This is a genomic window from Veillonella sp. ACP1 (assembly GCF_000286635.1).
In the GTDB taxonomy this organism is placed as follows: Bacteria; Bacillota; Negativicutes; order Veillonellales; family Veillonellaceae; genus Veillonella; species Veillonella atypica.
In genome coordinates, this window is sequence record NZ_ALKL01000010.1 from 267,106 (window position 1) to 293,185 (window position 26,080).

Genomic DNA, 26,080 nt, shown 5'->3' on the forward strand with positions numbered 1-26,080 from the left:
GCTAGGCCCAATCAATACTTTTAAGGTTTTTAGTTTTTACGTTTAAATGTATATGGTTCGTATTCTACTTCGTTTTTACGACCAGTCCACCAAGACCATAACGCTTTGGCGATTTTCCATGCAATACAACCTACGATGACACCTAATACTAATCCCGTTAATACATCTGTTGGATAATGTACAAATAAATATACTCGTGCAAATGCTACTACGCAGGCTCCAATTAAGGCTATAACGCCCCAGAATTTCTTTGCTGGACATATATTACTTAATCCTAAGTACAATGCTGTTGCAGCTGCAAATGATCCAAAACTATGCCCTGAAGGGAATGAATATGTCGTTGCTGCTGGTGGCGGTGCTACTAAGTGTACTTCAGGAAAATCTACAAATGGTCTTAAACGCGCTACATGAGGTTTTAACCCTTGGTCGCCTATGATGAATACCAAGACTAAGGAAATGAACATTCCAAGGCCAATTACGCGATATTTTTTTTGAATCATCAATATAACAGAGATTAAAATCCATAAAGCACCTGCACTAGTTATTTTTGATAGCCAATACATGATCGGTGTTAAATAGGAACTAATAAAATGTTGTTGTATATAAAATATGACTGTATGGTCAAATTGTAAAATGGTATCCATAGTAAACCTCAACTTATGATTTTAATTGATAATTATTGAGAATGAAATGTGTAATTTTAGCGTTTTTAGGTATAAATACCTTACTACAAGTTAAAATAATAGCCTAATCTATGCTTTCGGTCAATAGATTAGGCCATATTTAATAGAATGTTAATATTTATCTTTTGGTTTTACCCTTTGGCGTATCTTTTTTTGCAGGTTCTGGTGCTGCAGGTTTCTTGGTAATAATCGTATCTACAGGATCATATGTAGACTCAAATACATCTGTTGTAGAAACCCAATTACCATATGTTATTGTACGATACGTATTAATTCTAAAACCAATATGACCTTCTTCTGTACTATCCTCTTTGGCAGAAGGGTCTATTTTAGTAATCGTTTGATTAGGAATATCTGTACGATCACCGACACTAATGGAAACAGATTTTGGTACGTCTTCTGGTACGCCTATGATATATATAGTTAATTGGCCATTATTCATAACACTTAATACATAGATATTATGGGCATAGGGATTTTTAAATTGAAAGTCTAAATAACCATAAGCAACGGTTGCATCACGGCCTGCAGGAATATAGCTAACAGGTTCAAAATGAGGCGTCCGCTCAATGATGTTCATACCAGATAGTAATGCAGTATTAAATAATGTAGAGCTAACTTGGCAAATACCGCCACCAATACCTGGCACTAATTTTCCATCAACAATAACTGGTGCATCATCATAGCCAGCTTCTGCAGTGCGTTCACCCACAACATCGTTAAAGGAAAAGACTTCACCTGGTTTAACCAATGTACCACTAATTTTGGTTGAAGCTAATTCAATATTATGTGTTCTATTAGCATTAGATGCATCAAAATTTGTAGTATAACTACCAAGAACAGCTGTTAATGGTTTTACATCATCGTTTGTCACACGGACTGTATCCTTAGATGTAAATTCTATAGAAATATTGTTAAAATCATTTGCTTCTAGTTGTGTCTTTAATTTTTTTATTGTTTCGTCAATATCAACACGTTTTCCTTCTTTTGAAGGTGTCATCTTAACTTGGCCGTTTTCAACTGTTAAGTATGCATCATGACCTGAGACATCAATTTGTTTTGCTAGTTCTGTTAAATATGCCTTTGCAGTTACTTCATCTAGTTTATATACTGGATTTATGTGCACTTTATAGATAAAGGCAGTGATTCTATGTATAAGGAGCGTTTTTAAATCATCTTCATAGCCATAGGTAAAAATGTTAGATTCTGTACTATTTGTATCAAGTGTAATTCCCAAATCTTTTACTTTTACTTGTCGTGTACCTTGATTTGGAATTGTTATAGTAATGGTTCGGTTATTATTATCCTCTTTATGAATTAAGGCGCTTACAGCATCTCTAGAATATCCAGAGATATCTTGATCCTCATAATACAGACCATATGTAATTGTGCCATCTGTAGGAATTAAGCTACAACCACTAGTAAATAGACAAGAACCGATTAATACTGTACATAATAATTGTTTTAAGTTCATCATTATATCTTTCAAATAAAATTCGAGAAAATTTCGTTAAAAATCATCTAATTATAGCATAATTCGACATTTCTATGTGATACAATAATAGCATAGTGTTAGTAAAAGGATTATATATGTCACAGTCTAAAGAAGAGAAAAAACATTTTTATTTGCGTCATAATGATGCGTTAATGAACAGTACAAAATTATCTATGAAAGCCAAACAAAGTATTCTACTTTCAAAGGCTGAAAATACGGTAAATGCTTATGAGTCAGATTGGGATGATTTTGTCGATTGGTGCAACTATCAAAAGGTATCCTATTTCCCAGCAACACCAGAAACTATTGTCAATTATATTAACGATCTGGCAGATTATGCAAGGGCTAATACAATTGCTCGCCGTATTAGTGCTATATCAGAAAATTATAATGCTTCTGGCTCTAGAGAAAATCCATGTATGTCCCCTCTTGTAAAACAAGCTTTGAGAGGGATACGACGTTTAAAGGGAACATTTCAACAAGGTAAGACACCTATTTTACTAGATGATATAGAGGATATTTTGGAATGTATAGACTCTATCGATATTCCCAAAATTCAAAAGCTTAGGGATAAGGCTATTTTACTTATTGGATTTATGGGCGCCTTTCGTCGTAGTGAAATTGCAGCGTTAACAGTGGAAAATTTAAAGTTTTCTCCACAAGGTTTGGAGATATTTATTGCGTCCTCAAAGGCCGACCAAGAAGGTCAAGGTGCTATTGTAGCGATTCCAAGCTTACAAGGTTCACCTCTTGATGCAGTACGAGCTTTAAAAAAATGGCTTACTGCTAGCGGTATTACATCAGGACCTGTTTTTAGAGGTTTTACTAAATCAATGTCTTTACGAAAGACTGCTATTTCTGATAAGTCTATTGCGGAAATAGTAAAGAAGTATACATCCCTTATTGGTCTTGATCCTGCTATGTACGGTGCTCATAGTTTGCGACATGGCTTTGCTACAACAGCAGCCGCATACGGTGTGGAAGAACGTAATATAATGCGTCAGACACGCCATCATAGTGTTAATATGGTACGCCGTTATATTAATGAAGCGAATAAATTTGTCGATAATCCTATTTCTACAATTTTTGAAAAACGTTTCAAATAAATATTTATAATGGAAAATGGCTAGTATAGATTGTCTTTGATTAAGAGTAATCTATACTAGCCATTTTCATATATATTTAATTTTGAGCCATATAGTCCATAGCTCGTGTTGGACTATCAGTTTTATATACAGGAACCTTTAATTTTGTTCCTGGTGTCAATGTTCCAGAATCAGAGATATTATTTAATTCTTTTACAGTGTGAACTACTTCACGAACATCTATATTGGATCCAGTAGAACGAGATGCGATATCCCATAAGGTATCTCCAGATTTTACAGTTACCTCTTGTACACTTTGCGATTCCATTGCAGGAGTTGTTTGTTGATACCCTATTACCATTGCAAAGCATATACCAAGCATAATCATAATGTGTTTCATAATACATTACCTCTTTTATATATCGAACATAAAATTCAGAACATTTGTTTGTCTACAATGAAATAATAGCACACAAACGGATGTTCGGTCAAGTGTTTTAGAACAAATGTTTGCAAAAGAGGTAAAATACTTATATAATAGTGATATAAATAAAATAATTATAGTATACACTTTTACATATACCATTTTTAGTACATATATGGAGGTTCCTGTGAGACGCCCAGCTACAGATATTAATACAAAACAACGTCGTATATTAGAGTTTATTCGAGACTCTTTACATAATGAATATCGTTGCCCTACTGTTCGAGAAATTTGTGCTTATGTAGGTCTTAGTTCTACGTCCACTGTTCAATCACATTTAAATACATTAGAAAAATTTGGGTATATTAAACGTGATCCTAATAAAAATCGTGCCATTACGATTTTAGATGAAGGAAAACCAAAGGTTTCTGTATCTAAAGAGAATAATGAAACTACTAGCTCTGATAATTTTGAATTCCTAGGTGCTGGATTAAAACAAGTACCCCTTATCGGTACTGTACAAGCTGGTACACCGATTACAGCGGTTGAAAACTTGGAGGCTACATTGACCTTACCTGTTCAGCTTACAGGCGATTCTGATTGCTTTATGCTTCGTGTTCAAGGGGAATCGATGATGAATATTGGTATGTATGAAGGAGATATGTTAATTGTACGCCATCAAAATACGGCTAATAATGGAGATATCGTTGTAGCTCGCATTGATGATGAAGCAACTGTAAAACGTTTTTATAAAGAAAATGGTCACATTCGTTTACAACCTGAAAATGATAACTTTGATCCTATTATTGTGGACGATTGTCATATCGAAGGTCTTGTTATTGGCCTTGTAAGAGATAGAATATAAGATATCGGTAACGTATGTAATAAGTCCCCATTTACTGGAGAACCAGTAAATGGGGACTTATTGTATATTGCAGTTTTTGTTTATGATGAAATTTTATCTCTACGTATACTAGCGAATATAGCGCCTGATATGTTATGCCATACACTAAAAATAGCACCCACAAGAGTTGCTAGTGGATTTAAAGCAAAATTAGTTGCTGCTAACGTAACGGCTAACCCACTATTTTGCATACCTACTTCTATTGCTAATGCAGTGGTTTTATCGTATCTTAATTTAAGCATTTTTCCTGCACATAAGCCTAATAGTAATCCTAAGATATTATGTATACCAACAACAACAAGTGTTAGTAAGCCAGAAACTAATAGTTTGTCCTTATTAACTGCAATAATGGCCGCTATTAATAATATAATAGCAATCATTGAAAATATAGGACTTATGCTGGTTAATGTATTAATATTTGATTTACAAACATATTGAATGACACCACCTAATAAAATTGGTACAATAATGACTTTCACCATTGTAATCATCATAGGGAGTAATGCAACATCTACCCAAGCACCACCAATATATAAAATCAATAATGGTGTTACAATAGGTGCTATTAAGGTCGATGCGATTGTCATTCCTACTGAAAGCGGTACATCACCTTTAGCAATATAGGTAATAACATTACTTGCTGTTCCACCAGGACAACAGCCTACTAATATGACCCCGATTGCAATATCTGGTGGTAAGGTGAATACATGGCAAATGGTCCATGCCAATACAGGCATGATTGTATATTGTGCAAGAACACCGATACAAATATCTTTTGGATGTCTAAAAATATTACATAGATTTTCAAACTTAATAGTGAGACCCATCCCAAACATAGCGATGCCAAGTAAAAATGGTGTATAAGCTATAGCCCATGTAAAATATTCCGGCACTATATAGGCTATACATGAAAAGCCAATAATTAGGACCATTAAGTATTTGGAAATAAATTGAGTTATTGTTTGTAAAGAGTGCATAACCTCTCCTCTCTAATTTGCATCGAAAGAGAAGTTATCGATAAGGCGTGTAGAGCCAATATATATAGCCATAGCGACTAATACTGGAGCTGTAATCTCTTGAACTGGTTGCATTGTAATAGCATCAACAACTGAGATATAATCTATTTTTGCTAATGGCTCTGTATTAACTATGTTTGTCATAACATTAATGATACTATCAGCAGAGGCTCCACGATTAATATATTGTTTTCCTTCTTGAATAGCTTTATATAATATTGTAGCAGCTTTTCGTTCTTCACTAGATAAATATGTATTACGAGAAGATTTTGCTAATCCATCGGATTCACGAACAATTGGTACTCCAATTATATTGACCGGGAAATTTAAATCAAACACCATTTTACGAATAATGGCTAATTGTTGTGCATCCTTTTCACCAAAGTAAGCATTGGTAGGTTGGATTATATTAAAGAATTTTGCGACAACAGTACAAACCCCTTGAAAGTGAATAGGTCTACGAACGCCACACAATGTATCAGATAATTCAATAATATTTACAAAGGCCTTTTTATCATGATACATTTCATTTGAACTAGGCGTAAATATTAAATTAACGCCATGTGATTCACATAATGTTTTATCTCTATTTAAATCACGTGGATAGGAACTTAGGTCTTCATTTTCTCCGAACTGAATTGGATTAACAAAAATAGATACCACAACTTTGTCATTATTTTTTCTCGCTTCATCAATTAATGCAGCATGACCATCATGTAAATATCCCATTGTAGGAACAAAACCAATTGAATACCCTTGTTTTTTCCAAGTGTTTATAGTATTTCGTACTGCTTCTATTGTAGTTAAAATTTCCATAAGAATTCCTCCGTTTTTGTAAATGTGAAGATAGTCCTATACAGTCTACTGTAATTCGATCAATGACAATTATTGTTGATCAACTAATAAACCATGTTTTTCATAGTTTTTTATATGACTTATCTTGTTCTTTTCATCTACAAATACAACGAGAGGCTTATGGCTCTCAACTTCAGTTTCATTATATGCCGCATAGCACATGATAATAATTTTATCATTAACCTGTACATGGCGTGCAGCAGCACCATTCAAACATATAACGCCACTACCGGATTCTCCAGCAATCGTATATGTATTAAATCGTGCTCCATTATTAACGTTTACAATTTGAACTTGTTCATATTCTCGTATGCTAGATGCATTCAAAAGATCTGTATCAATAGTAATGCTCCCTACATAATCAAGTTCTGCTTGTGTCACAGTGGCTCTGTGAATTTTACTTTTTAACATTGTTAGTTCCATGTTAAACTCCTTGTGTTTTAAATGTAACCGCCATATGGTCGGTTCTAACGTTCACAATTTGCCCGTTTATCATGAATTAACAGTAGACTAGAGTATAGTTAAAATAAATACTATCTCCAAATGAGATTATACCATAATACTGTTCTTATGCTCATACAATATATTTATAACTATAGTGATAAATATTAATAATTTTAGTTTATAAACACAAAAAACCAGCAACTACATGTTGTAGTTGCTGGTTTTCTATATTTATAAATTATTTTTGATAATCAGCTAATGCCTTATCAATGTAAGCAGCTTCTTCTGGAGATGGTTCACACATTGGTAAATTAAATACACCGGTAGGTAAACCCATTTTACGAGCTGCATATTTAACTGGAATTGGATTTGTTGTAATAAACATAGCCTTAGTAATTTCAGCTAATTTTTGATGTAATTGTGTTGCTTTTTTATTATTGCCTTCTTCAAAAGCAGCAATCATATCATTCATATCTTGACCGGCCACATGAGATACTACAGAAATCACGCCTGTGCCGCCAACGGAAAGAATAGGCAATGTAAGACCATCATCTCCGCTATATACCATGAAATCATCACCAGGCATTAAACGTTTAATTTCTGAAGCAATCATCAAATTACCACTAGCCTCTTTGATGGCACAAATATGTGGATATTCCTTATGGAGGCGAGCTAATGTAGCTGGGAATATTCCAGTTCCTACGCGACCAGGTACATTATATACCATGATTGGTAACGTTGTAGCCTCTGCAATAGATTTAAAATGCAAATATTGACCTTGTTGATTAGGTTTATTGTAATATGGTACAACTACTAATAATCCATCAATACCAGGAATCGCAGATACTTCTTTCACAAAGTCTACAGAACCTTTTGTATCATTGGAACCTACATTAGCTATAATAGTACCTTTATCACCACATGCCTTAGCAATCGCTTTAAATAAAGCAATCTTGCTTTCACGGGACATAGTAGGATTTTCACCTGTGGTACCACAAACAACTAAGCCATCAGAACCATGATTTAATAGATGCTCTGCAATGGCAACTGTATTTTCAATGTTGACTGATCCATCTTCGTTAAACGATGTAATCATAGCCGTTAATACACGACCAAAGGTTTTCATATGTTTCTCCCCCTTGATAGATATTAAAATGCTTCTTTTTCTACCAAGTATTCTGCGATTTGCAATGCATTTAATGCAGCACCCTTACGAATTTGGTCACCTACGATCCAGAAATTCATGCCTTTATCATTGTATAAATCTTTACGGATACGACCGATTTCACAGTCATTTTGATTAGATGTATATAGTGGCATAGGATATTCTTGTTCTGCTGGATTATCTTTTACTTGTAATCCCGGGAATGCAGCACAAGCCTTGCGGAATGCTTCTACAGATACTGGTTCTTCTGTTTCTACTAATACGGATTCAGAATGAGAACGATATACTGGAACACGAACAGTTGTTGGCACTACTTGAATAGTGTCATCATGAAGAATTTTATGTGTTTCATTTACCATCTTCATCTCTTCTTTAGTATAATCGTTTTCTAAGAATACATCAATTTGTGGTAACAAATTGAACGCAATTGGGAAGTGTTTTGGTGCAGAACCTGTTGGCAACAAGTTTGCAGTCATTTCCTTGCCTTCAGCATATTCTTTTACTTGGTTTTGAAGTTCTTCAATACCTTCTTTACCAGCGCCAGATACAGCTTGGTAGGTAGATACTACAATGCGTTTAATTGGAGAAATATCATGCAATGGTTTTAAGCCAAGGCTCATGATGATTGTAGAACAGTTTGGATTGGCAATGATACCCTTATGTTTCAAAATATCTTCAGGATTAACTTCAGGTACAACGAGTGGTACTTCTGGATCCATACGGAATGCACTGGAGTTATCAATAACAATAGCACCGCGTTTAGCTGCTTCTGGCGCTAATGTTTTAGAAATAGAGCCACCTGCAAATAATGCAATATCAATACCATCAAAGGATTCAGGTTTTGCTTCTTCAACCACATAGGTTTTCCCATTAACTGTCAGTTCAGTACCAGCAGAACGAGCAGAAGCCAATAGTTTTAAATTTTCATAAGGAAAATTACGCTCTTCAATAAGTGTAATGAATTCTGCCCCTACTGCACCAGTAGCACCAAGAATTGCAAGATTAGGTTTTTTCATTGTGTATCTCCTCAATTAATCAATTGTTGTTCAGTATTATAAATAATGTTCTAAGCCATATGTTAAGCCTGGTTTAGAGGCGATTTTCTTACATGCTAGAACGACACCAGGCATGAAGGATAAACGGCTTAAGCTATCATGACGAATTGTTAATGTTTCATCATAGCCACCAAATAATACTTGTTGATGTGCTACATAACCAGGAAGACGAACGCTATGGATAGTAACATTGTCGACTTTTGCACCACGTGCACCTGGCAAACTTTCACGTGTTAAATCTTCAGAACCTGTCTCATTTGCAGCCTCTTTTGCATCATTGATTAATTTAGCCGTCAAAATAGATGTACCAGATGGCGCATCATATTTATGGTTGTGATGCAATTCGATAATTTCTACATCAGGGAAATATGGCGCTAATTCAGCAGCCACTTTCATCATCATAACAGCGCCTAATGAGAAATTAGGTGCTACCAAACAATTGGCATTATGTTTTAAACCGATTTCATTCAATTCGTTGCGTTGTTCTTCAGTTAGGCCTGTTGTGCCTATTACAATATGCACGCCAGCACTAAGAATTTTTTTAGCATTTTCGAAAATAACAGCAGGATTTGTGAAATCAACGATAACGTCAGGTTTATTATCGCTCAATACTTCGTCAATAGTTTCAGCCATTGTGATATGTAATGGTTCAATTCCTGCTACAGTGCCCACATCTTGACCTGCTTTAGATGGATCGATGCCACCAACCATTGTCAATTCAGAATCTGCATGTACTGCTTTTACGACTTCGCGGCCCATTTTGCCGCCTGCACCGTTTACCATTACTCTAATCATATTTACCTCCAAAAAAGCCAGTGGAGGCATCCACTGGCTTAATATATACGATATATGATACATCGTTCATTAAACAAGAATTATGATAGCACTCCACCAATGTAATATTGGTGACAGTCGTCTACCTATTAAATAGACAACCAGCACGATGATTTGGCTGTCATCCCACTTCGGCAAGTACACCTTTTATCATGAATCATTGTTTGCCGGCTCCTCATGATGACTATTTATACCCGCGCCTCTACCTTATTATTGAGTTAATATAATAAGTATAAGTAATTATGCGTATTTAGTCAATGAAAATGGTCAATAAGTTCTTGTGCAGCAGCAAGTGCTGTATGAGACATTCCCTTGCCGGACATCATGGATGCGATTTGTGAAAGCCGTTCTTCGTCGCTCAATTCAGATAATGTAGAAATAGTGCGGCCTTCTTGTTCTTGTTTAGACAAGTGATAATGCTGTTTTGCAATACTTGCCGTTTGTGGTAAATGAGTAATACAGAATACTTGATTTGTCTTGGAAAGAGCTAAGATTTTTTCAGCTACCTTTAATGCAATATCTCCACTTATACCGACATCGATTTCATCGAATACAAGTGTTTTGTGATTATCTGTACGGAATACGGATTTTAGTGCCAGTGCAATGCGAGCCAATTCACCACCAGATGCAACTTTATGTAATGGTAGCAACTGTTCGCCTTTATTAGCGGTAAATAATAATTCAATTGATTTAGCGCCTAATGGTAAAAGTTCTTCACCTTCATCTATGAAAAAACGAATATCCCCTTTTTCCATACCTAAATCAATAATTTCAGCTCGTAGTTGTTTAGCAATTACATCTGCATTTTCACGACGTATAGAAATTAATGCTGCTAAAGCTGTTTTTGCAACCTTTTCTTTTTCCACTAATTGTTGTTCTAAAGCACCCTGTTCACAAACTTCGGATTCTAATTCCTCTAAGCGTTGTTGCGCCTTTTCTTCATAATTTAATATATCTTGGACTGTTTCGCCGTACTTCTTTTTAAGACCATAGATTACAGAGTCTCTATCTTGGCAGTATGCATAGCGTTCTTCGTCATAACTAATAGAATCTCGGTATCGATCAAGAGATTGAGCAGCTTCTTCTAATTGAAAATATGCAGAATTAACGAGTTCAGAGATTTCTTTAACCTCATCATCATATTTTACAAGATCATTTACTTCTACCTTGATAGCATTAACTGTATCTAATAATGGATGCCTGCCTCCATAAAAAGCATCATAACATGAACCAAGTACCTTATCGATATGATCGAAGCTATCTAAACGTTTCAGTTCTTCAGCAATAGATTCATCCTCGCCTATTTGTAATCCAGCCTCTTCTATTTCATCGATTTGAAAACGAAGCATATCAAGTTCACGGGCTCGTTCAGCCATGTGCTCAGATAAATGATCTAGCGCTTGCTTGGCCTCTTTATATTCTTTATAGGCTGCTTTATATTCTTTATAAGCCTTACTACCAGCTTGGTTATAACCATCTAAATACTCATGGTGTGACTCTGGATTTAATAATTTTTGATTGCTGTATTGGCCATGAATATCCGCTAACAATAGACCAATTTCTTTCAATGCTTTTAAAGGTATAGGTTGGTCATTTGCCAAAATGATAGACTTGCCAGATTTATTAAAGGAACGAGATAAAATAAGTTGATTATCTTCGACTATGATATTTTTAGATTCTAATACATCTAATAAACTTTGGTGATTGGCAATATCAAAAATACCATCTATAACAAAACTATCTTTACCATGACGAATAAACTCGCTGCTAGCGCGTTCTCCTAATAGAATACTGAAAGCATCCATTAATATGGACTTACCTGCCCCAGTTTCGCCGGTAAAGATAGTTATGCCATCTTTAAATGAAATATTCATTTGCTCAATCAACGCAAAGTTGCGAATGCTCATTTGCGTTAACATATAATTAATCCTTCATTAAATCTTGAATTCTTGCAAGAACTGCAGGCACTTCATTTTCAGAGCGTGCGATAAGTAAAATCGTATCATCCCCTGCAAGTGTACCAATTAATTCAGACCATTTAGCATGATCAATAGAAAAAGCTACGGATTGAGCAGAGCCAGGAATCGTATGTAGCACGATTTGGTTCAAGCTATGATCAACCTTAATTAAGGAGTCTTGGAATAAACGGTTAATACGACTACGTGATAATACAACATTTTCTTCTGGAGATAATGCATATCGATAATGTCCATCGCCAGTAGGTATTTTAATTAACATTAATTCTTTGATGTCACGAGAGACAGTAGCCTGTGTTACTTCTATGCCTTCTTGTAATAAAGCAGCTGCTAACTCCTCTTGTGTCTCAATCGCCTTAGACTGAACAATTTCCTTAATTTTGTTATAGCGATAGCGTTTCATTTTTTGCTCCCTTTTTTAAACTTGCACATAAAAGAGAATAGTATCTTTCTTACATTATTATACCATATATTCAAAATTAATATATGGTATATTCCGTATATACCATACGTGTTATGCATATTGTACTAATAATTAATAATTTATTAATTTATGGAAATTTCACATCTTATAAACACACATAATATATGGTTCATCTATTTATACAGAATTTATGATTAATGATTTTTACAGGTATGTTGAATAAATAAAAGACCCATTAATGGGTCTTTTATTTCGTATTATGCATTTTTAGTATAGTAAAAGTATAGGATATTTTACTATAGAATAACTGGTATAATAATTATCGCTTTTGAATTAAATATAATTCTGGTGGATTATTAGCTTGATTAATTGGTTGCCAATGACACACATTATACTTAGCTTGATCTAATTGAGAAATATGTGTGTGTAATGCTTCTTTCTCTTCCATACCCTCAGGTGTACCTGGATATGCTACAATAGTTATAATTCCATCTTTAGCCAATTTAGGAAATGCATTATTAAGTGCTTCAATCGTATTTTTAGGCTGTGTTACGATACTATGATCTCCACCCGGTAGATATCCTAAATTGAATATAATTAAATCGATAGTATTTTCTTTTATGGCTTGATGAAGCGCAATATCATGAGAATTGTGTAGAAATGTAATTGTTACATTAGATTGTAATTTTTTAGAGGCCAATAATTCCCTACTAGCACTAATTGCTTGTTCTTGAATATCTATGCCATATAAATGACATTCAGGTTGTGCTCGCTCTGCTAAATACAGTAGATCATGTCCATTACCACATGTTGCATCTACTACAACAGATGCAGACTTCATAATACGGTCCCAGATGAGATGTTGAAATTGAACTGCATTGTTGATATTAATCATACAGCTTCACACTCCTTATAATAACTCGTCCCTACGAGAAGCTAATTTTTTAAATAATGTACCAAAGAAACATTGATCTTTAAATCGAACGAATAAACAATACACAGGATTCGAAGAAACATGTAATGCCTCTTTGTTAGTAAATGAATAGTCAAATGTACCATCTATGCATATATGCAGTTGAGGTTCACGATCAGGCATTGTAATTTGAATGGTATCATGTTCTTCTAAGACCATAGAGATACCTTGAATTAAATGTGGCGCAACTGGGGTTATAATAATAGATCGATTATCTGGCTTCATAATAGGACCACCAGCGGATAAATTATATCCTGTAGACCCTGTAGCTGATGAAATAATTAGTCCATCAGAAGGATACATCTGCGTATGTTGTCCATTTACAGCTAAATTGATACGCGCCATTTTAGCTGGTTCAGAACGTGTAATAACGACTTCATTAATAATTGGGACTAAGTCTTCTCTTATTCCGTCTTCCCTATCTATATAGGCATGAAGATGGCCTCTTTTTTCAATTGTATAGTCACCTTGAGCAATGCGTTTAATATGACTTTGTAATTGATGGACTTCAATTTGATTTAAGAAACCAAGTTCTCCTAAGTTAATACCACATACAGGTATATTATAAGAGAAAATTTGACGTGCTAAATGGATGATTGTGCCATCGCCACCAAAACTAAATGCTACATCAATATGTTTAAAAATCTCTGGTCTAGGAAGTACATTTTCCTTTGGTATTTGTAATACCTTGTAAGTATCAGGTCTTTCAAGATCATCTGGTAAATATACTTCTATTTGCTCTTCTCTACAGATATGAGCTGCCATTTTAAGAACGGCCATGATTGTACTTTTACCCATATTAGGAAAAAAACCAATACGCATATATCTATCTCCTATAGCATGTGAGCCTCATCTACAACTGCTGTAATTAATTCATCAGTTATAGATAATGCACCTTCTTCAGATTTAGTAAAATATCCTAAAAACTCAATATTTCCTTCCGTCCCTTTAATTGGTGAGAAGGTTAATCCGTGTAAATATAATTTGCAATCATAAGCAACCTGTAATATACGTGAAAGTACCTCTTCATGTACTGCTCTCTCTCGAACAATACCTCCCTTTCCGACCTTTTCTTTACCGGCTTCAAACTGAGGCTTGATGAGAGCTACTAATGAGCCTGTATTTTTTAATAGTGTAGTAGCTACAGGTAATACCTTATCGAGAGATATAAAAGCTACATCAATAGATATGAAATCTACAAGTTCACCCAATTGTTCTGCAGTAACCGCACGTATATTTTGCTTTTCCATATTGATTACGCGTTCATCTTGGCGAAGTTTCCAAGCTAGTTGGTTATATCCTACATCTATTGCAAACACCTTGGATGCACCATTTTGCAATGCACAATCTGTAAATCCACCCGTGCTAGCTCCAATATCAATCATGACTGCATCGGTTAAATCAATGGGATATATTTGAATAGCTTTTTCTAATTTTAAGCCTCCACGACTTACATATGGTAAGGTATTACCTTTCACTGTGAGATTTGCATCTACAGGAACCTTTGTACCAGCCTTATCGATTCGTGTTGTATCCATAAAGATTTGACCAGCCATAATAGCGGCTTTTGCTTTTTCGCGACTTTCAAATAATCCTCGGTTAACAAGGAGAATATCTAAACGTTCTTTATTACTCATATGACACCATTATACACATAGAAATATTGAATATAAGCTATTAGAATACCTAATACTAAACCACCGAATACTTCAACTGGCGTATGACCTAGTAATTCTTTTAATGCAATTTCTCGGTCTTTTAAAATAACAGGAATATTTCGTTTACTGAAATACTCCACAATTTGGTTTAATATTTGTGCTTGGCGACCAGCTTGACGACGTACACCAGACGCATCATACATGACTACAATAGAAAATACTAATGCTACCACAAATATATCAGTAATACCATTATTTTTAAAGTACAAAGCGGCAGTAGTAGAAATTACAAAGGATGTATGTGAACTAGGAAATCCTCCGGAACCTACTAAACGTTCAAAACGCAATGTACGATAACGGACAAGTTGCCATAAGAATTTAATGGCTTGTGCTGAAAACCAGCCCCAAAATGCGGCTTGCGCTATATAATTATGACAAATTTCCTCTAAAATATGGTACATATAACTTTATCCTCTAATGTTTAATTTGTACGATCCAATAAATAATCAATAATAGCACTTAGTATATGTGTATCATCTTCTATTGTTGCTAAAGCAGCATGTGCCTTTTGTGCGACTACATGTGCTTCATTACGTGCCTCATCAAGCCCTAACAATGAAACATAAGTGGATTTATCTTGTCGTATATCACTACCAGGTGTTTTGCCTAACTCTTCAATGGTTCCCGTTACATCAAGAATATCATCTGTAATCTGGAATAGCAAACCAAGACAATTGGCATATGTCATATAGGCGGCATATTTTGCTTGGTCAGCATTAGATAAGATGAGCCCTAACTCAATGGCCGCATTAAATAAAGCACCTGTTTTTCCACTATGTAAAACTTTTAATTCCTCTAGAGGGATATGTTTTCCTTCGGATAGTAAATCAAAAGCTTGTCCGCCAACCATGCCTTCAGGACCAGCTGCGGTCGCTAAACATTGGATAGCCTTGATTTTTTGCTCAGCTGATGCGGTTGTATTTTCACTACAAAGTTGAAATGCATAGGTCAATAAACCATCACCTGCAAGAATGGCCATGCCGTCTCCATATACCTTATGGTTGGTTAAATTGCCTCGGCGATAATCATCATTATCCATGGCTGGTAAATCATCATGAATTAGTGAGTATGTATGAATACATTCCAATGCACATAGGAACTCTTTATATAATGATGCATCAACCTTCATTGCATCTAAAACAGCCTTGGTTAAGATAGGACGAATTCGTTTTCCCCCTTGTAATAAACTATAGTTCATAGATTCATATAAACGTTTATATTCTGGTATAGGGGAATTTAATACGGCACTTAACCAGTGTTCAATCGATTGTTTGCTAGTTTCTAAATATGTCTTTAACATAGCTTATTACTCTCCGATGCGTACCTCTTCGATAATCTGTTGAATTTCACCTTCCACAGAATCCAGCATATCTGCACATTCCTTAACTAAGGTTAAGCCTTTTTTATATTGATTTAACAGCTCTGACATAGATAATTCACCATCGTCGAGTTGACGAACGATATCTTCAAGAGCTTTATATTTTTTTTCATAACTTTTCAGTGATGTTGCCATCCTGTAATACCTCCTCTACAACTGCTTTTATAGAACCATCACGCAATGTAATTTTAAATACATCTCCTTTGGCCATATTTTGAATTGAACTTATGGTATGACCCTCTTTTTCTATTTTGGAATACCCTTTCACCATTAAATGGATTGGATTTTGTAGTGATAATTCCTGTGTTATAAGTGAAAGTTTATGCTTTTCATGTTGCCATCGTTGTGACGCTAAAGTTTGTAATTTCTCCTTATAGGATTGTAAGAGGGAATTTTGTTTATGCAGTAATTGTAATGCAGGAAACCCGAGGCGACGATTAAAAATTGTACTTAATTCAATACGTTTTTGCTGTAATGTTTGATCCATTACATACTGTAAATAATCAAGTTTTTGTTGTAAATGCTGTTGTAGTGTAGTCAACGGAAGAACTGCAATTTCTGCGGCATGACTAGGTGTAGCACCACGCATATCAGCAGCGTAATCAGCTAATGTATAATCTGTTTCATGACCTACTGCAGAAATAATAGGTGTAGATGCATTGTAAATAGCTTCGATAACAACTCTATCATTAAAGCACCATAAATCCTCCATTGAACCGCCGCCGCGACCGACGATAATGACATCAACATCTGGATCTTTATCTGCAGCTTCAATTCCTTTAGCTATGATTGGACCCGCTGTTGTTCCCTGAACTGGTACAGAGAATAATTTAAATTGCATAAGCGGATTTCTATGTTCACTAATATGTAATATATCGTGTAAAACAGCACCTGTAGAGGATGTGACAATACCGATACAACTTGATAGAACTGGTATTGGTTGTTTATGAGCATCATCAAAATAGCCCAATGCGGATAATTCTCTTTGCAGCGCATCGAATTCAAGCTGTAATGGGCTTTTAGAACCAACCTGCATATCCGATGCGATAAGATTTAAACGGCCCATTTTGTTATAGAAATTAACGGATGCCTTGATTGTTACTAATAATCCATTTTGGAATGCATTAGCGAGTCCTTTACTTTGAACAGTACTAGACCACATCGTTACATCTATAGATGATTCCTCATCCTTTAAGGAAAAATACACATGACCACTACTATGACGCTTAGCATTTGTTATCGTACCACTAACATAGACATTTTTTAGGAGATACTCTCTATCTATTGTTCGTTTTATTAAGTTATTTAATTGGGTAATACTCAATACATTCACGATATACCTACTTTTGTGTTGCTAAAAATGCCCCATAAGCATTTCCCGTAGCATTGTCGACAGAGAATTTAGGATTTGCAAAATGAACAGTTACGTTATTCTTATGACAAAAACCATTTAGACGATTGCGTAGTATAGAATTACTCATTACACCACCAACGGCAATTAATGTTGATACTGGTGTATGTTTGAGATGATAGGTTAATAATTTTTCCAGAGAATTTCCTATACAACTAAATAGTGCCTTACTCATAGATGCAGGTGACGCCCCTTTTTCGATATTACGTAGTGCAGCACTACAAGGACCAGCAAAGCTAATCCATCCTTCTTTAACAGAGGACGGTAGCGGATCATACGTATCTGTTTGTGAAGCAAGTAGTTCTAATTCTTTGCCACAAGGAAATTGAATACCTAATGCAACACCTACACGATCGACAAATTGTCCGCCTTGTAGATCCTTAGAACCACCGATAATAGAGCTTTCAAAAATCCCCTTACCTTTATATTCTGTTAAAACGAGTTCTGTAGTACCACCAGAAAGATGTAAGCTATAGAATGGAACCGTAGGGACATGTCCAATTTCCCTTATGGCTGCTAAAATATGATTTTCTTGATGAGCAAATTCATACATTGGTACTTGCATCATATGACTTAGTGCTCTAGCAAAACCATGACCAACAAGAAAGGCCGGCATATAAGAATCATCAGAGCGTCTAGGAAAAGCACTAACACCAATACCCGATAATGGAACTTGAGGTAATTCTTCGATAAGACGAGGCAATACCTTTGTATGTTGAAACACCATGTTAGATTGTTGAAGTCCCTTCATTCCTGGCTTTACATCTAATATTTTTCGAGCTTCCCCTACTATATTTAGTTCATCATCAATAATGGCACAGCTCGTCGTATAACAGCTTGTGTCAATTCCTAGAAAATATCGTTTCATTATTTACTCTTATTATAAGCATCTAGAATCGCATTGATTAATTTATAGGATGCATCAGAACCAAAGGATTTTGCTAATTGTACAGCCTCATTGATAACAATAGATGGAGATACATCTTCACTATTGTAGTTGAGCTCCCAAATCGCAAGACGTAAAATGGCGCGGTCTACTTTATCCATAAGTACAAATTTCCGTTTTGTGCAATATGGTTCAAGTATTGTGTCGATTTCTTCAAGATGGGATAACACACCATCTATTATTTGGTTTGCATAAGCAATATCCATAGACAACGAGATTTCTCCATCTGGGAAAATCACATCATCGTTAGAGGTATGAAATTCATTAGCGTATAGGACTTGGAATGCATATTGACGTGCTTCACGTCTATTTCTCTTTTTAGACATATTGTCTCCTTATTCTTTGATAATTCCTTCAATATGTACATCAACCTTTACGTGATCAAGGTCAAGCGTATTCTTTAGTGTTTGTTTAATTTCAGACTGCAATTGTTTTGCTATATCTATTACATTGTATCCGTATAGACAACGGATATACACATTAATTTCGATAAAGCCTTTTCTATGCTTTACATTAATGCCTGGTAAATTTTTTTGTCCAAAAGCGTTCGTTATACCATCAACAATTTCATCATATAAGCGTGGACTTAAAGAATGAATACCAGGAATTGTACTTAATGGCTTAATAGCAACATCAATGATGACGGAATCTGCAATATCTACTGTTGTTATATCTAAGCCATAGTTTAATTTATCGTCTTGACTCATAGGCCCTCCTATTATTCATTACGCTGAATTGGTTCAGGTGTAAAATCATCAAAAATAATATCTTGGACTACGATGTCAATTGTTTCAACTTCTATTTCTGTGTAATTGACGAGTGCAGTTTTAATCCGCTCTTGTAAGCGCAGTGCAATATCAGGTATGCGATACCCATAGGAGATACTCACATATAATGTAACTGAAATTGCTCCGTCATCGTTAAAGGAAATCTTTACACCTTCATGGGCATTTTTACGTCCAAAAAAGGTATTAACCCCATCATTAAAGGTAGAACTCATGTGATGGATTCCTTTAGTATCCAATGCGGTCATACTAATAATAGTAGCATATACATTGTCTGCGATTTTAATTTTACCAGTTTCTAACTCAGTATTTTTCTTAGTCATATAGGCCTCTTTCAAAAAAGAGCACCTGTCCCTATATAATGACATAGACGACAAGTGCTCAGCTTAACAAAGATATATGGGGGACTATATTACATTTAAAAGATCTGGCCCACTATATCAATGAAATAGTTTTAGGCACGTTCGATGTATTGACCAGTACGAGTATCAATACGAAGTACATCATCTACTTCGATAAAGAGAGGTACTTTTACAGTGTAGCCTGTTTCCAATACAGCTGGTTTATTACCACCTGTTGCAGTATCGCCACGGATACCAGGATCAGTTTCAACTACGCGAAGTTCTACAGCTACAGGTAAGTCAATACCGATTACAATACCTTGGAAGAACATGATGGATACTTCCATGTTTTCAAGAAGGAAGTTTTTAGCATCACCTAGTTGTTCAACATTCAATTCCACTTGATCATATGTTTCATTGTCCATGAATGTGTATGCGCCATCAGCTTCGTATAAGTATTGCATACGACGACGGTCAACATGTGCTTTTGGCACTTTTTCACCAGCGTTGAAAGTACGTTCTACTACGGAACCAGTTTGCAAGTTTTTCATTTTTGTACGCACGAATGCAGCACCTTTACCTGGTTTAACGTGTTGGAAATCAACTACTTGCCATACATTACCGTCGATCTCAACGGTTACACCTGGGCGGAAATCATTACTGGAAATCATCTAACTCTTCTCCTTCTAAATACCTATTTCGATTAACTCTTTTGGACTATGTGTTAATAATTCACAGCCATCAGCTTTAACAATAACACTATCCTCTATTCTCAATCCGATTTCACCAGAAAGATAAATACCTGGTTCTACCGTAATGATCATATTTTCGGAAAATACCGTATCGGACTTTGCATTGGCCACTGGTTCTTCGTGGATTTCTAGACCCACACCATGTCCCGTACCATGATTAAACTCCTTGGTATATCCTCGTTCTCGTATATAGTCACGACATACTGCGTCAAGTTCTTTGCCTGTAATTCCTGCACGAACTGCTGCAACACCTCGTTTTTGAGCTTCTAAAACTATACTATACAAATTCTTTTGTTGCTCTGATGCGGGGCCCATAACGACGGTTCGAGTCATATCTGAATGAAACCCTTTATACACGGCGCCAAAATCAAAGGTGATAAAATCACCGGCATCTATAATCTTATCACTAGCCACACCATGAGGCATACTAGAGCGATTGCCGGATGCTACAATTGTTGCAAAAGAAGGTTCCTCTGAACCTCGTTTTAACATTTCTGATTCGAGTATGATACGCGCGTCATTCTCCGTCATACCCACCTTTAATTGCGGTAATAATGCTGCAAATGCATCGTCTCCAATTTTAGCAGCTTTACGCATTAATTCTAATTCATCTTCTCGTTTTACAGCACGTAATTTAGCAAAATTGATAGATGTAAAATTAAAGCGTTCATCTAAAGTATCACATAAGGTTTCATATGTATCAACAGGCATATATTTTCCTTCAATACCAAAGAGACCATCGTGGATGTGATTGTCATTAAAAATATCTACAAGAGTATCCATAACTGATGTTTCATATTGAATAACCTTATAGCCTTCACATTGTTTTGTAGCTTGCTCTGTATATCTAAAATCGGTAATCATGAAAGCTTTATCTTGTGTGACAATAGCAAATCCTGTGGTACCTGTAAAACCAGCAAAATAATGTAAATTTATAGGGTCAATTAAAACGACACCAGTTAATTCTTGTTCTTTAATATACTTTTGTAGCTGATTTAATCCGTTCATAATCATGCTCCTAGTCTATAAAGTACACCTTATAATACCATAAAATGCCTATATTGAATAGATTTTCATGCTATTTTTTAAAGTCTACTACATCTTGGTCGTCTATTTCTGAATATGTATTAATAGCCTCAATGCCATTTAATGTAATATGACCTATGGACAATCTCTTTAAATAGGTAACTTCGCCTCCAGCGGCCCCAATCATACGTTTAACTTGATGGTACTTTCCTTCTTCAATGGTTATATGTAGAGACTGTTCAGAAAGAACGTCTATATTAGCCGGTTTACATTGGGTTCCATCCCCTAATACTATTCCTGTTTCTATACGTTCAATACCTTCTTTTGTGAGTTTACCATTAAATTCCACATAGTATAACTTCGGCACATGTTTGTGTCCATTAATGATAGAATGCGCCCAAATACCATCGTTTGTGAGTAATAATAGACCTTCTGTATCTTTATCTAGGCGTCCCACAGGAAATACACCCATTTTCTTAAATTCAGGTGGTAATAAATCCATCACTACAGGATGCGTAGGATCTTCTACAGCCGTAATATATCCAGCAGGTTTATGAAATTTAATATAATACTGTTGTTTTGTTGATATTTGTACGCCATCAACTGCAATGATATCATCTATATGTATGGATTGGTCCTTTTTTAGGATAACAACACCGTTTACAGTAACACGTCCATCCTTAATAATTTGGTGAACCTCTTTGCGACTACCAAAGGCTTTATTGGCTAATAGTTTATCTAATCGCATATTAATTCCTCTTTCATAGTGTTTGAAAGAATCAATTATACATGCCCTCTTAAGTTATCTACGTGAGCAGTATCATTTAATAAGTTTAAAATATTATGGTCCGATGGTCCCATACCATTGTAAAATACGCGATTAATTGCTGTATTACCTTGGCTGAAATTCCAACAGTGACCAATGGGAATATCAAGCATTTTACATAAAAGTGTACGTATCGTCCCACCATGACAGGTTATTAAAATTGTTTCGTCATCATCATTTTGGCTTATAAATTCTGAAAGGCCATCCCATGCACGATTTTGTACTTCTTGAAAGCTTTCTCCATTTGGTAGCTTGATAATATCAGGTTGTCGATACATTTGATCAATAAGGCCTGGCCATCGTTCTTCGATTTCTGAGAACAATAATTTTTCCCAGTCACCAAAATCAATTTCTCGCAACCGAGAATCTACTGTAATATCGATATTTCGATTACCACGAATCGTTTCTGCTGTTACGAGGGCTCTAGATAGATCACTTGATAAAATACGATCAAAATGTACATTCTTCAATGCATTAGCGCAAGCTTTTGCCTGTGCTATTCCATTGTCATTCAAAGGAACATCGGTTATGCCTTGATAGCGACCTATCTTATTCCATTCTGTTTCGCCATGTCTAATAATATATAATGTTTTCATGTTGTGTTCCTATTTCTCAAATATGGTACTTAATAAATGAATAAGTTCCACGTTGTGTGCATGATCTTTTATAGCAATCCGCATCCATTTTGGACCTAACCCTTTATAATTAGCACAGCTACGAATTAATAGATTATGTTTTTCTAATCTAGTTTGTACATCTGTAACTGTAATATCAGGATTATTAATTTCCATTAAGATATAATTGGCAGATGGCTTATAGACTACTAAATCTTTAATAGCAGATAATGATTCATACATATACTTTGCTTCATTAGCCAATACCATCTTACTATCGTTAATATACTTAGTATCGGTTAGTGCGGATTCAGTATAAGCTTGTGCCAATGTATTTACAGACCATGCAGGAATATATTGACGCAATTCTTGTATTAATGTAGGATTGGCGAACACTGCACCAATACGAAGTCCTGGTACAGCATAAAATTTTGTAAAAGAATGTACGATAATTACATTGTCATATTGATTAATGAGCTCGCGCATAGAGTGGCTATTGTCTCGTAACGATTCATTACCAATAAAATCAATGAACGATTCATCGATAACAAGTAAGCTATTAGCATCTTTTAACATTTGTGCTAATACCTTGATTGATTGTTTATCCAACAATGTTCCATCTGGATTATTAGGGTTACCTAAAAATACGATAATGCGTCCATCTTGACCCTTTAATTCAGCAGCAAATGTTTGTAATGCTAAATAAGGTACTTCAAAATATGGGGTGCCATCATCATTTTGTCGCTGACGATAAAAAATTTCCCTTACCGGTATGTTCGCAGCATCCATAGAGGCTTGGTATTCAGAGAAGCCAGGCGCAGGAACAAAAGCCCCTGTAAATCCAGATAATCGTCCAACTGCATAGAGGAGCTCTGCAGCTCCGTTACCAAGAAGTATAGAATCTTTTTCTATACCATATACATCGGCAATAGTATTCATAACATCATCATTTGTAACATCTGGATAATGAGATATATATCGCAACCGTTCGTTTAGTGCTTCTAAGCCTTTTGGACTAGGTCCTAATAGATTAATATTGGCACTAAAATCAGTTACTTCAGATAGATTTATTTTGTGGTCATGAGAAAATTTAAAGATATTTCCGCCATGTGTATCTGGCATAGGAGATCCTCCTTTATCGTTTTATATATGTTAGTCCTTCATTTGTTGTTTCCACAATATCAATATATTGTAAAGTAGGTAATTTTTTTTCGATGTATCGCTTACATTCATCGATAGCCGTATAATCACTTGGAAATAATAGACCCATTATTGTACCACTGTGAGCAATGATTGTACCAACGCTATGAAAAGCATTACCAATGTCATGAAATTCATATAAATTTGGTTTATATAAAATACGTTGATTAGCAAAGGCACTCAATGTAGCGGCCTGTCCTATCAACGTAATATCATGTGTTTCTAGACCTTTTTTGAAGAGCTCTAGTGATTCTCTAATGATAGGCTCTTTCTCCTGTATTTTGTGGGATAAATCTTTTTGTTGATTAAAAGAGATAGTATCAATAGTACCACCTTCATCAAAAATTAGTATTTTTAAAGGCGGACACGTTCCTAAAAAATTACAGATGGACCCATTTATATAATCAAATTGTGTAATACCAGGATAAAAAGCAGCATCCGTCGGCTCTACTGATAAACAGATGGTTTCTAGCTCTTTTGGTGTTAATGCTCTATTACATGATAAAGCAGTGGCCATTGCGGCTACTGCTATATCCGCAGAGCTAGATGCCATTCCTTTTCCTTGAAGAATATCTGATCTTATATAGATAGCAGTATTGTCACAGCTGGGAATATGTAAAATATCCTTTACTAAGTTGCGAGCTTGACTAGACTTAGGTTGTAAGGAGCAATAATAGTGTGGTAATGGATGTGTTACCTGGCTCAGTGCATAGGAATAGCGATTGATTGGACATGTCACAAGAAATGATTGTCCATCAATGGCCCCTTGGATAAATTCCCCACAAGTGCCTGGTGCACGAACATAATAAGTCACTAAATCCTCCTTACACAATAAAACAATCTATGTATAATTAAATGATTAAAGAATAGGAGCTTTCACAACAGAAGATAATAATGTCAACGTAATTATATATACTAATATCAACAAGACCTCTGTTACTTCAACAACGAAACCATATGTATCACCAGTCGTTCCACCTAGTTGTTTAACAATATAGTGATTGATAATACGATTAATGATATAGCTCACGATCATTGAGAAAATATTGATTTCCATTAAACCAACCAAAGCGTATGCTAGGCCAAAAATAGCTATGTTATATGGTATAAAGGGAATCGAAAGTATACTTGTTATACCTAAAGCGATTGCATATAGTAACGATAAAAGTAAACAAATAATAATAGGCATACAGAAAGTAGAAATCGTGCTCCATGTGATGACATGTTTTGGTGCATATACTGCAAAGGCCTGCCCCATACCCGATTTTCGAGCATATGGATAAGAGCGAATACTTAAAATCAATGTGTATCTACTCATGAGAGGCATCATTACAAGTATAATAGGTATAAATTCAGGTATAGGAATTGCAGTTAACAGTTGCCATTTTAACAATGTGATAAATACAAAAGCTACAACCCCAAAGGAACCTACACGGCTATCCTTCATTATTTCTAGTTTTTTCTCTCTTTCACGGCCAGAAAAAAGTCCATCACTTGTATCCATTAATCCATCAGCATGTAAACCACCGGTGAACAAAAATTCACTAATAACGATAATAAGCATTAATGGCAAAGGTGACAAAAATTGAGAGAATATAAAATAAATTAGGGTTAAAAATATACCGATGATCAATCCAACAAAAGGAAATGTACCAACAGACTTACCAAAAGCTTCCATGGACCATTCTGTTTGATTTACTATTTTTAGTCTAGTTAGAAATTGTAAAGCTATAAAGAAAGGTGTCATCTA

Annotated in this window: 31 protein-coding genes and 1 riboswitch; of the genes, 2 read left to right on the forward strand and 29 right to left on the reverse strand. The window is 35.3% G+C overall.

Annotated elements, in window-relative coordinates; translation table 11 throughout:
- Window positions 1–29 precede the first annotated feature (29 nt).
- Window positions 30–644, reverse strand: coding sequence for a phosphatase PAP2 family protein (locus HMPREF1151_RS04390; RefSeq protein WP_009661179.1), 615 nt, complete (start codon window positions 642–644; stop codon window positions 30–32).
- Window positions 645–801: 157 nt separating this feature from the next.
- Window positions 802–2,160, reverse strand: coding sequence for a VanW family protein (locus HMPREF1151_RS04395; RefSeq protein ID WP_009661192.1), 1,359 nt, complete (start codon window positions 2,158–2,160; stop codon window positions 802–804).
- A 113-nt stretch (window positions 2,161–2,273) separates the two neighbouring features.
- Between HMPREF1151_RS04395 and HMPREF1151_RS04400 the strand changes: the two genes are divergently transcribed.
- On the forward strand, window positions 2,274–3,284 hold the full coding sequence (locus HMPREF1151_RS04400; protein WP_009661292.1) for a site-specific integrase: 1,011 nt from the start codon (window positions 2,274–2,276) through the stop codon (window positions 3,282–3,284).
- 76 nt (window positions 3,285–3,360) lie between these two features.
- Here HMPREF1151_RS04400 and HMPREF1151_RS04405 read toward each other — a convergent pair whose 3' ends face one another.
- The gene (locus HMPREF1151_RS04405) at window positions 3,361–3,663 is read right to left on the reverse strand and encodes a LysM peptidoglycan-binding domain-containing protein (protein ID WP_009661062.1); all 303 of its coding nucleotides are present in this window, start codon (window positions 3,661–3,663) and stop codon (window positions 3,361–3,363) included.
- 211 nt (window positions 3,664–3,874) lie between these two features.
- Here HMPREF1151_RS04405 and lexA point away from each other — a divergent pair, with 211 nt between their 5' ends.
- A complete protein-coding gene (gene lexA / locus HMPREF1151_RS04410; RefSeq protein WP_005377476.1) occupies window positions 3,875–4,552 on the forward strand; it encodes a transcriptional repressor LexA in 678 nt (225 codons plus the stop codon).
- Window positions 4,553–4,632: 80 nt separating this feature from the next.
- Here the strand turns inward: lexA and HMPREF1151_RS04415 are convergent, their stop codons facing one another.
- From HMPREF1151_RS04415 to cobS, 26 genes are all read right to left on the reverse strand, one after another.
- Complete coding sequence (locus tag HMPREF1151_RS04415) at window positions 4,633–5,568, reverse strand: bile acid:sodium symporter family protein (protein WP_009661212.1); 936 nt, start codon at window positions 5,566–5,568, stop codon at window positions 4,633–4,635.
- A 12-nt stretch (window positions 5,569–5,580) separates the two neighbouring features.
- Window positions 5,581–6,423 carry a pantoate--beta-alanine ligase gene (gene panC, locus HMPREF1151_RS04420; RefSeq protein ID WP_009661187.1) on the reverse strand — a complete coding sequence of 281 codons (843 nt, stop codon included), beginning with the start codon at window positions 6,421–6,423 and terminating at the stop codon, window positions 5,581–5,583.
- 69 nt (window positions 6,424–6,492) lie between these two features.
- The gene (gene panD / locus HMPREF1151_RS04425; RefSeq protein WP_009661277.1) at window positions 6,493–6,885 is read right to left on the reverse strand and encodes an aspartate 1-decarboxylase; all 393 of its coding nucleotides are present in this window, start codon (window positions 6,883–6,885) and stop codon (window positions 6,493–6,495) included.
- A gap of 259 nt (window positions 6,886–7,144) precedes the next feature.
- Window positions 7,145–8,032 (reverse strand): 4-hydroxy-tetrahydrodipicolinate synthase, encoded by an 888-nt coding sequence (gene dapA / locus HMPREF1151_RS04430; RefSeq protein ID WP_009661042.1) that lies wholly within the window; start codon window positions 8,030–8,032, stop codon window positions 7,145–7,147.
- 23 nt (window positions 8,033–8,055) lie between these two features.
- Entirely contained in the window at window positions 8,056–9,087 is a 1,032-nt protein-coding gene (locus HMPREF1151_RS04435) for an aspartate-semialdehyde dehydrogenase (protein ID WP_005379771.1), read from the reverse strand.
- A gap of 36 nt (window positions 9,088–9,123) precedes the next feature.
- Window positions 9,124–9,921: a 4-hydroxy-tetrahydrodipicolinate reductase gene (dapB, locus tag HMPREF1151_RS04440; protein WP_009661081.1), complete on the reverse strand. Its 798-nt coding sequence runs from the start codon at window positions 9,919–9,921 to the stop codon at window positions 9,124–9,126.
- Between the two features lie 78 nt (window positions 9,922–9,999).
- Window positions 10,000–10,173, reverse strand: a riboswitch (Lysine riboswitch).
- Window positions 10,174–10,214: 41 nt separating this feature from the next.
- Entirely contained in the window at window positions 10,215–11,879 is a 1,665-nt protein-coding gene (gene recN, locus HMPREF1151_RS04445; protein ID WP_009661215.1) for a DNA repair protein RecN, read from the reverse strand.
- Window positions 11,880–11,883: 4 nt separating this feature from the next.
- Window positions 11,884–12,339, reverse strand: a complete 456-nt coding sequence (gene argR, locus HMPREF1151_RS04450) for an arginine repressor (protein ID WP_009661157.1) — start codon at window positions 12,337–12,339, stop codon at window positions 11,884–11,886.
- Window positions 12,340–12,679: 340 nt separating this feature from the next.
- Window positions 12,680–13,255: a class I SAM-dependent methyltransferase gene (locus HMPREF1151_RS04455; RefSeq protein WP_009661271.1), complete on the reverse strand. Its 576-nt coding sequence runs from the start codon at window positions 13,253–13,255 to the stop codon at window positions 12,680–12,682.
- A 15-nt stretch (window positions 13,256–13,270) separates the two neighbouring features.
- Complete coding sequence (locus tag HMPREF1151_RS04460; protein WP_009661239.1) at window positions 13,271–14,155, reverse strand: NAD(+)/NADH kinase; 885 nt, start codon at window positions 14,153–14,155, stop codon at window positions 13,271–13,273.
- A gap of 11 nt (window positions 14,156–14,166) precedes the next feature.
- Window positions 14,167–14,970 carry a TlyA family RNA methyltransferase gene (locus HMPREF1151_RS04465; RefSeq protein WP_005378843.1) on the reverse strand — a complete coding sequence of 268 codons (804 nt, stop codon included), beginning with the start codon at window positions 14,968–14,970 and terminating at the stop codon, window positions 14,167–14,169.
- The gene (locus tag HMPREF1151_RS04470) at window positions 14,967–15,452 is read right to left on the reverse strand and encodes a divergent PAP2 family protein (protein ID WP_005378985.1); all 486 of its coding nucleotides are present in this window, start codon (window positions 15,450–15,452) and stop codon (window positions 14,967–14,969) included. The genes HMPREF1151_RS04465 and HMPREF1151_RS04470 overlap by 4 nt, the downstream gene beginning before the upstream one ends.
- A 20-nt stretch (window positions 15,453–15,472) precedes the next feature.
- Window positions 15,473–16,351 carry a polyprenyl synthetase family protein gene (locus HMPREF1151_RS04475; RefSeq protein WP_005379085.1) on the reverse strand — a complete coding sequence of 293 codons (879 nt, stop codon included), beginning with the start codon at window positions 16,349–16,351 and terminating at the stop codon, window positions 15,473–15,475.
- 6 nt (window positions 16,352–16,357) lie between these two features.
- Window positions 16,358–16,564 carry an exodeoxyribonuclease VII small subunit gene (xseB, locus tag HMPREF1151_RS04480; RefSeq protein WP_005378912.1) on the reverse strand — a complete coding sequence of 69 codons (207 nt, stop codon included), beginning with the start codon at window positions 16,562–16,564 and terminating at the stop codon, window positions 16,358–16,360.
- Complete coding sequence (gene xseA, locus HMPREF1151_RS04485; protein WP_009661259.1) at window positions 16,539–17,762, reverse strand: exodeoxyribonuclease VII large subunit; 1,224 nt, start codon at window positions 17,760–17,762, stop codon at window positions 16,539–16,541. The genes xseB and xseA overlap by 26 nt, the downstream gene beginning before the upstream one ends.
- A gap of 7 nt (window positions 17,763–17,769) precedes the next feature.
- Window positions 17,770–18,708 carry a metallohydrolase gene (locus HMPREF1151_RS04490; RefSeq protein WP_009661034.1) on the reverse strand — a complete coding sequence of 313 codons (939 nt, stop codon included), beginning with the start codon at window positions 18,706–18,708 and terminating at the stop codon, window positions 17,770–17,772.
- On the reverse strand, window positions 18,708–19,112 hold the full coding sequence (gene nusB, locus HMPREF1151_RS04495) for a transcription antitermination factor NusB (RefSeq protein ID WP_005383335.1): 405 nt from the start codon (window positions 19,110–19,112) through the stop codon (window positions 18,708–18,710). The genes HMPREF1151_RS04490 and nusB overlap by 1 nt, the downstream gene beginning before the upstream one ends.
- 9 nt (window positions 19,113–19,121) lie before the next feature.
- On the reverse strand, window positions 19,122–19,493 hold the full coding sequence (locus tag HMPREF1151_RS04500; protein WP_009661219.1) for an Asp23/Gls24 family envelope stress response protein: 372 nt from the start codon (window positions 19,491–19,493) through the stop codon (window positions 19,122–19,124).
- An 11-nt stretch (window positions 19,494–19,504) separates the two neighbouring features.
- Complete coding sequence (locus HMPREF1151_RS04505; protein ID WP_005379016.1) at window positions 19,505–19,894, reverse strand: Asp23/Gls24 family envelope stress response protein; 390 nt, start codon at window positions 19,892–19,894, stop codon at window positions 19,505–19,507.
- Window positions 19,895–20,025: 131 nt separating this feature from the next.
- Window positions 20,026–20,583, reverse strand: coding sequence for an elongation factor P (efp, locus tag HMPREF1151_RS04510; RefSeq protein WP_005378924.1), 558 nt, complete (start codon window positions 20,581–20,583; stop codon window positions 20,026–20,028).
- A gap of 15 nt (window positions 20,584–20,598) precedes the next feature.
- Window positions 20,599–21,672 carry a Xaa-Pro peptidase family protein gene (locus HMPREF1151_RS04515; protein ID WP_009661114.1) on the reverse strand — a complete coding sequence of 358 codons (1,074 nt, stop codon included), beginning with the start codon at window positions 21,670–21,672 and terminating at the stop codon, window positions 20,599–20,601.
- A gap of 70 nt (window positions 21,673–21,742) precedes the next feature.
- The gene (locus tag HMPREF1151_RS04520; RefSeq protein WP_009661194.1) at window positions 21,743–22,438 is read right to left on the reverse strand and encodes a pseudouridine synthase; all 696 of its coding nucleotides are present in this window, start codon (window positions 22,436–22,438) and stop codon (window positions 21,743–21,745) included.
- Between the two features lie 35 nt (window positions 22,439–22,473).
- Window positions 22,474–23,112 carry an alpha-ribazole phosphatase gene (gene cobC / locus HMPREF1151_RS04525; protein WP_009661061.1) on the reverse strand — a complete coding sequence of 213 codons (639 nt, stop codon included), beginning with the start codon at window positions 23,110–23,112 and terminating at the stop codon, window positions 22,474–22,476.
- A gap of 9 nt (window positions 23,113–23,121) precedes the next feature.
- The gene (locus HMPREF1151_RS04530) at window positions 23,122–24,252 is read right to left on the reverse strand and encodes a histidinol-phosphate transaminase (RefSeq protein WP_009661269.1); all 1,131 of its coding nucleotides are present in this window, start codon (window positions 24,250–24,252) and stop codon (window positions 23,122–23,124) included.
- A gap of 13 nt (window positions 24,253–24,265) precedes the next feature.
- Complete coding sequence (locus tag HMPREF1151_RS04535) at window positions 24,266–25,144, reverse strand: GHMP kinase (RefSeq protein ID WP_009661188.1); 879 nt, start codon at window positions 25,142–25,144, stop codon at window positions 24,266–24,268.
- Between the two features lie 45 nt (window positions 25,145–25,189).
- Window positions 25,190–26,077 (reverse strand): adenosylcobinamide-GDP ribazoletransferase, encoded by an 888-nt coding sequence (cobS, locus tag HMPREF1151_RS04540; RefSeq protein ID WP_038141266.1) that lies wholly within the window; start codon window positions 26,075–26,077, stop codon window positions 25,190–25,192.
- Window positions 26,078–26,080 lie beyond the last annotated feature (3 nt).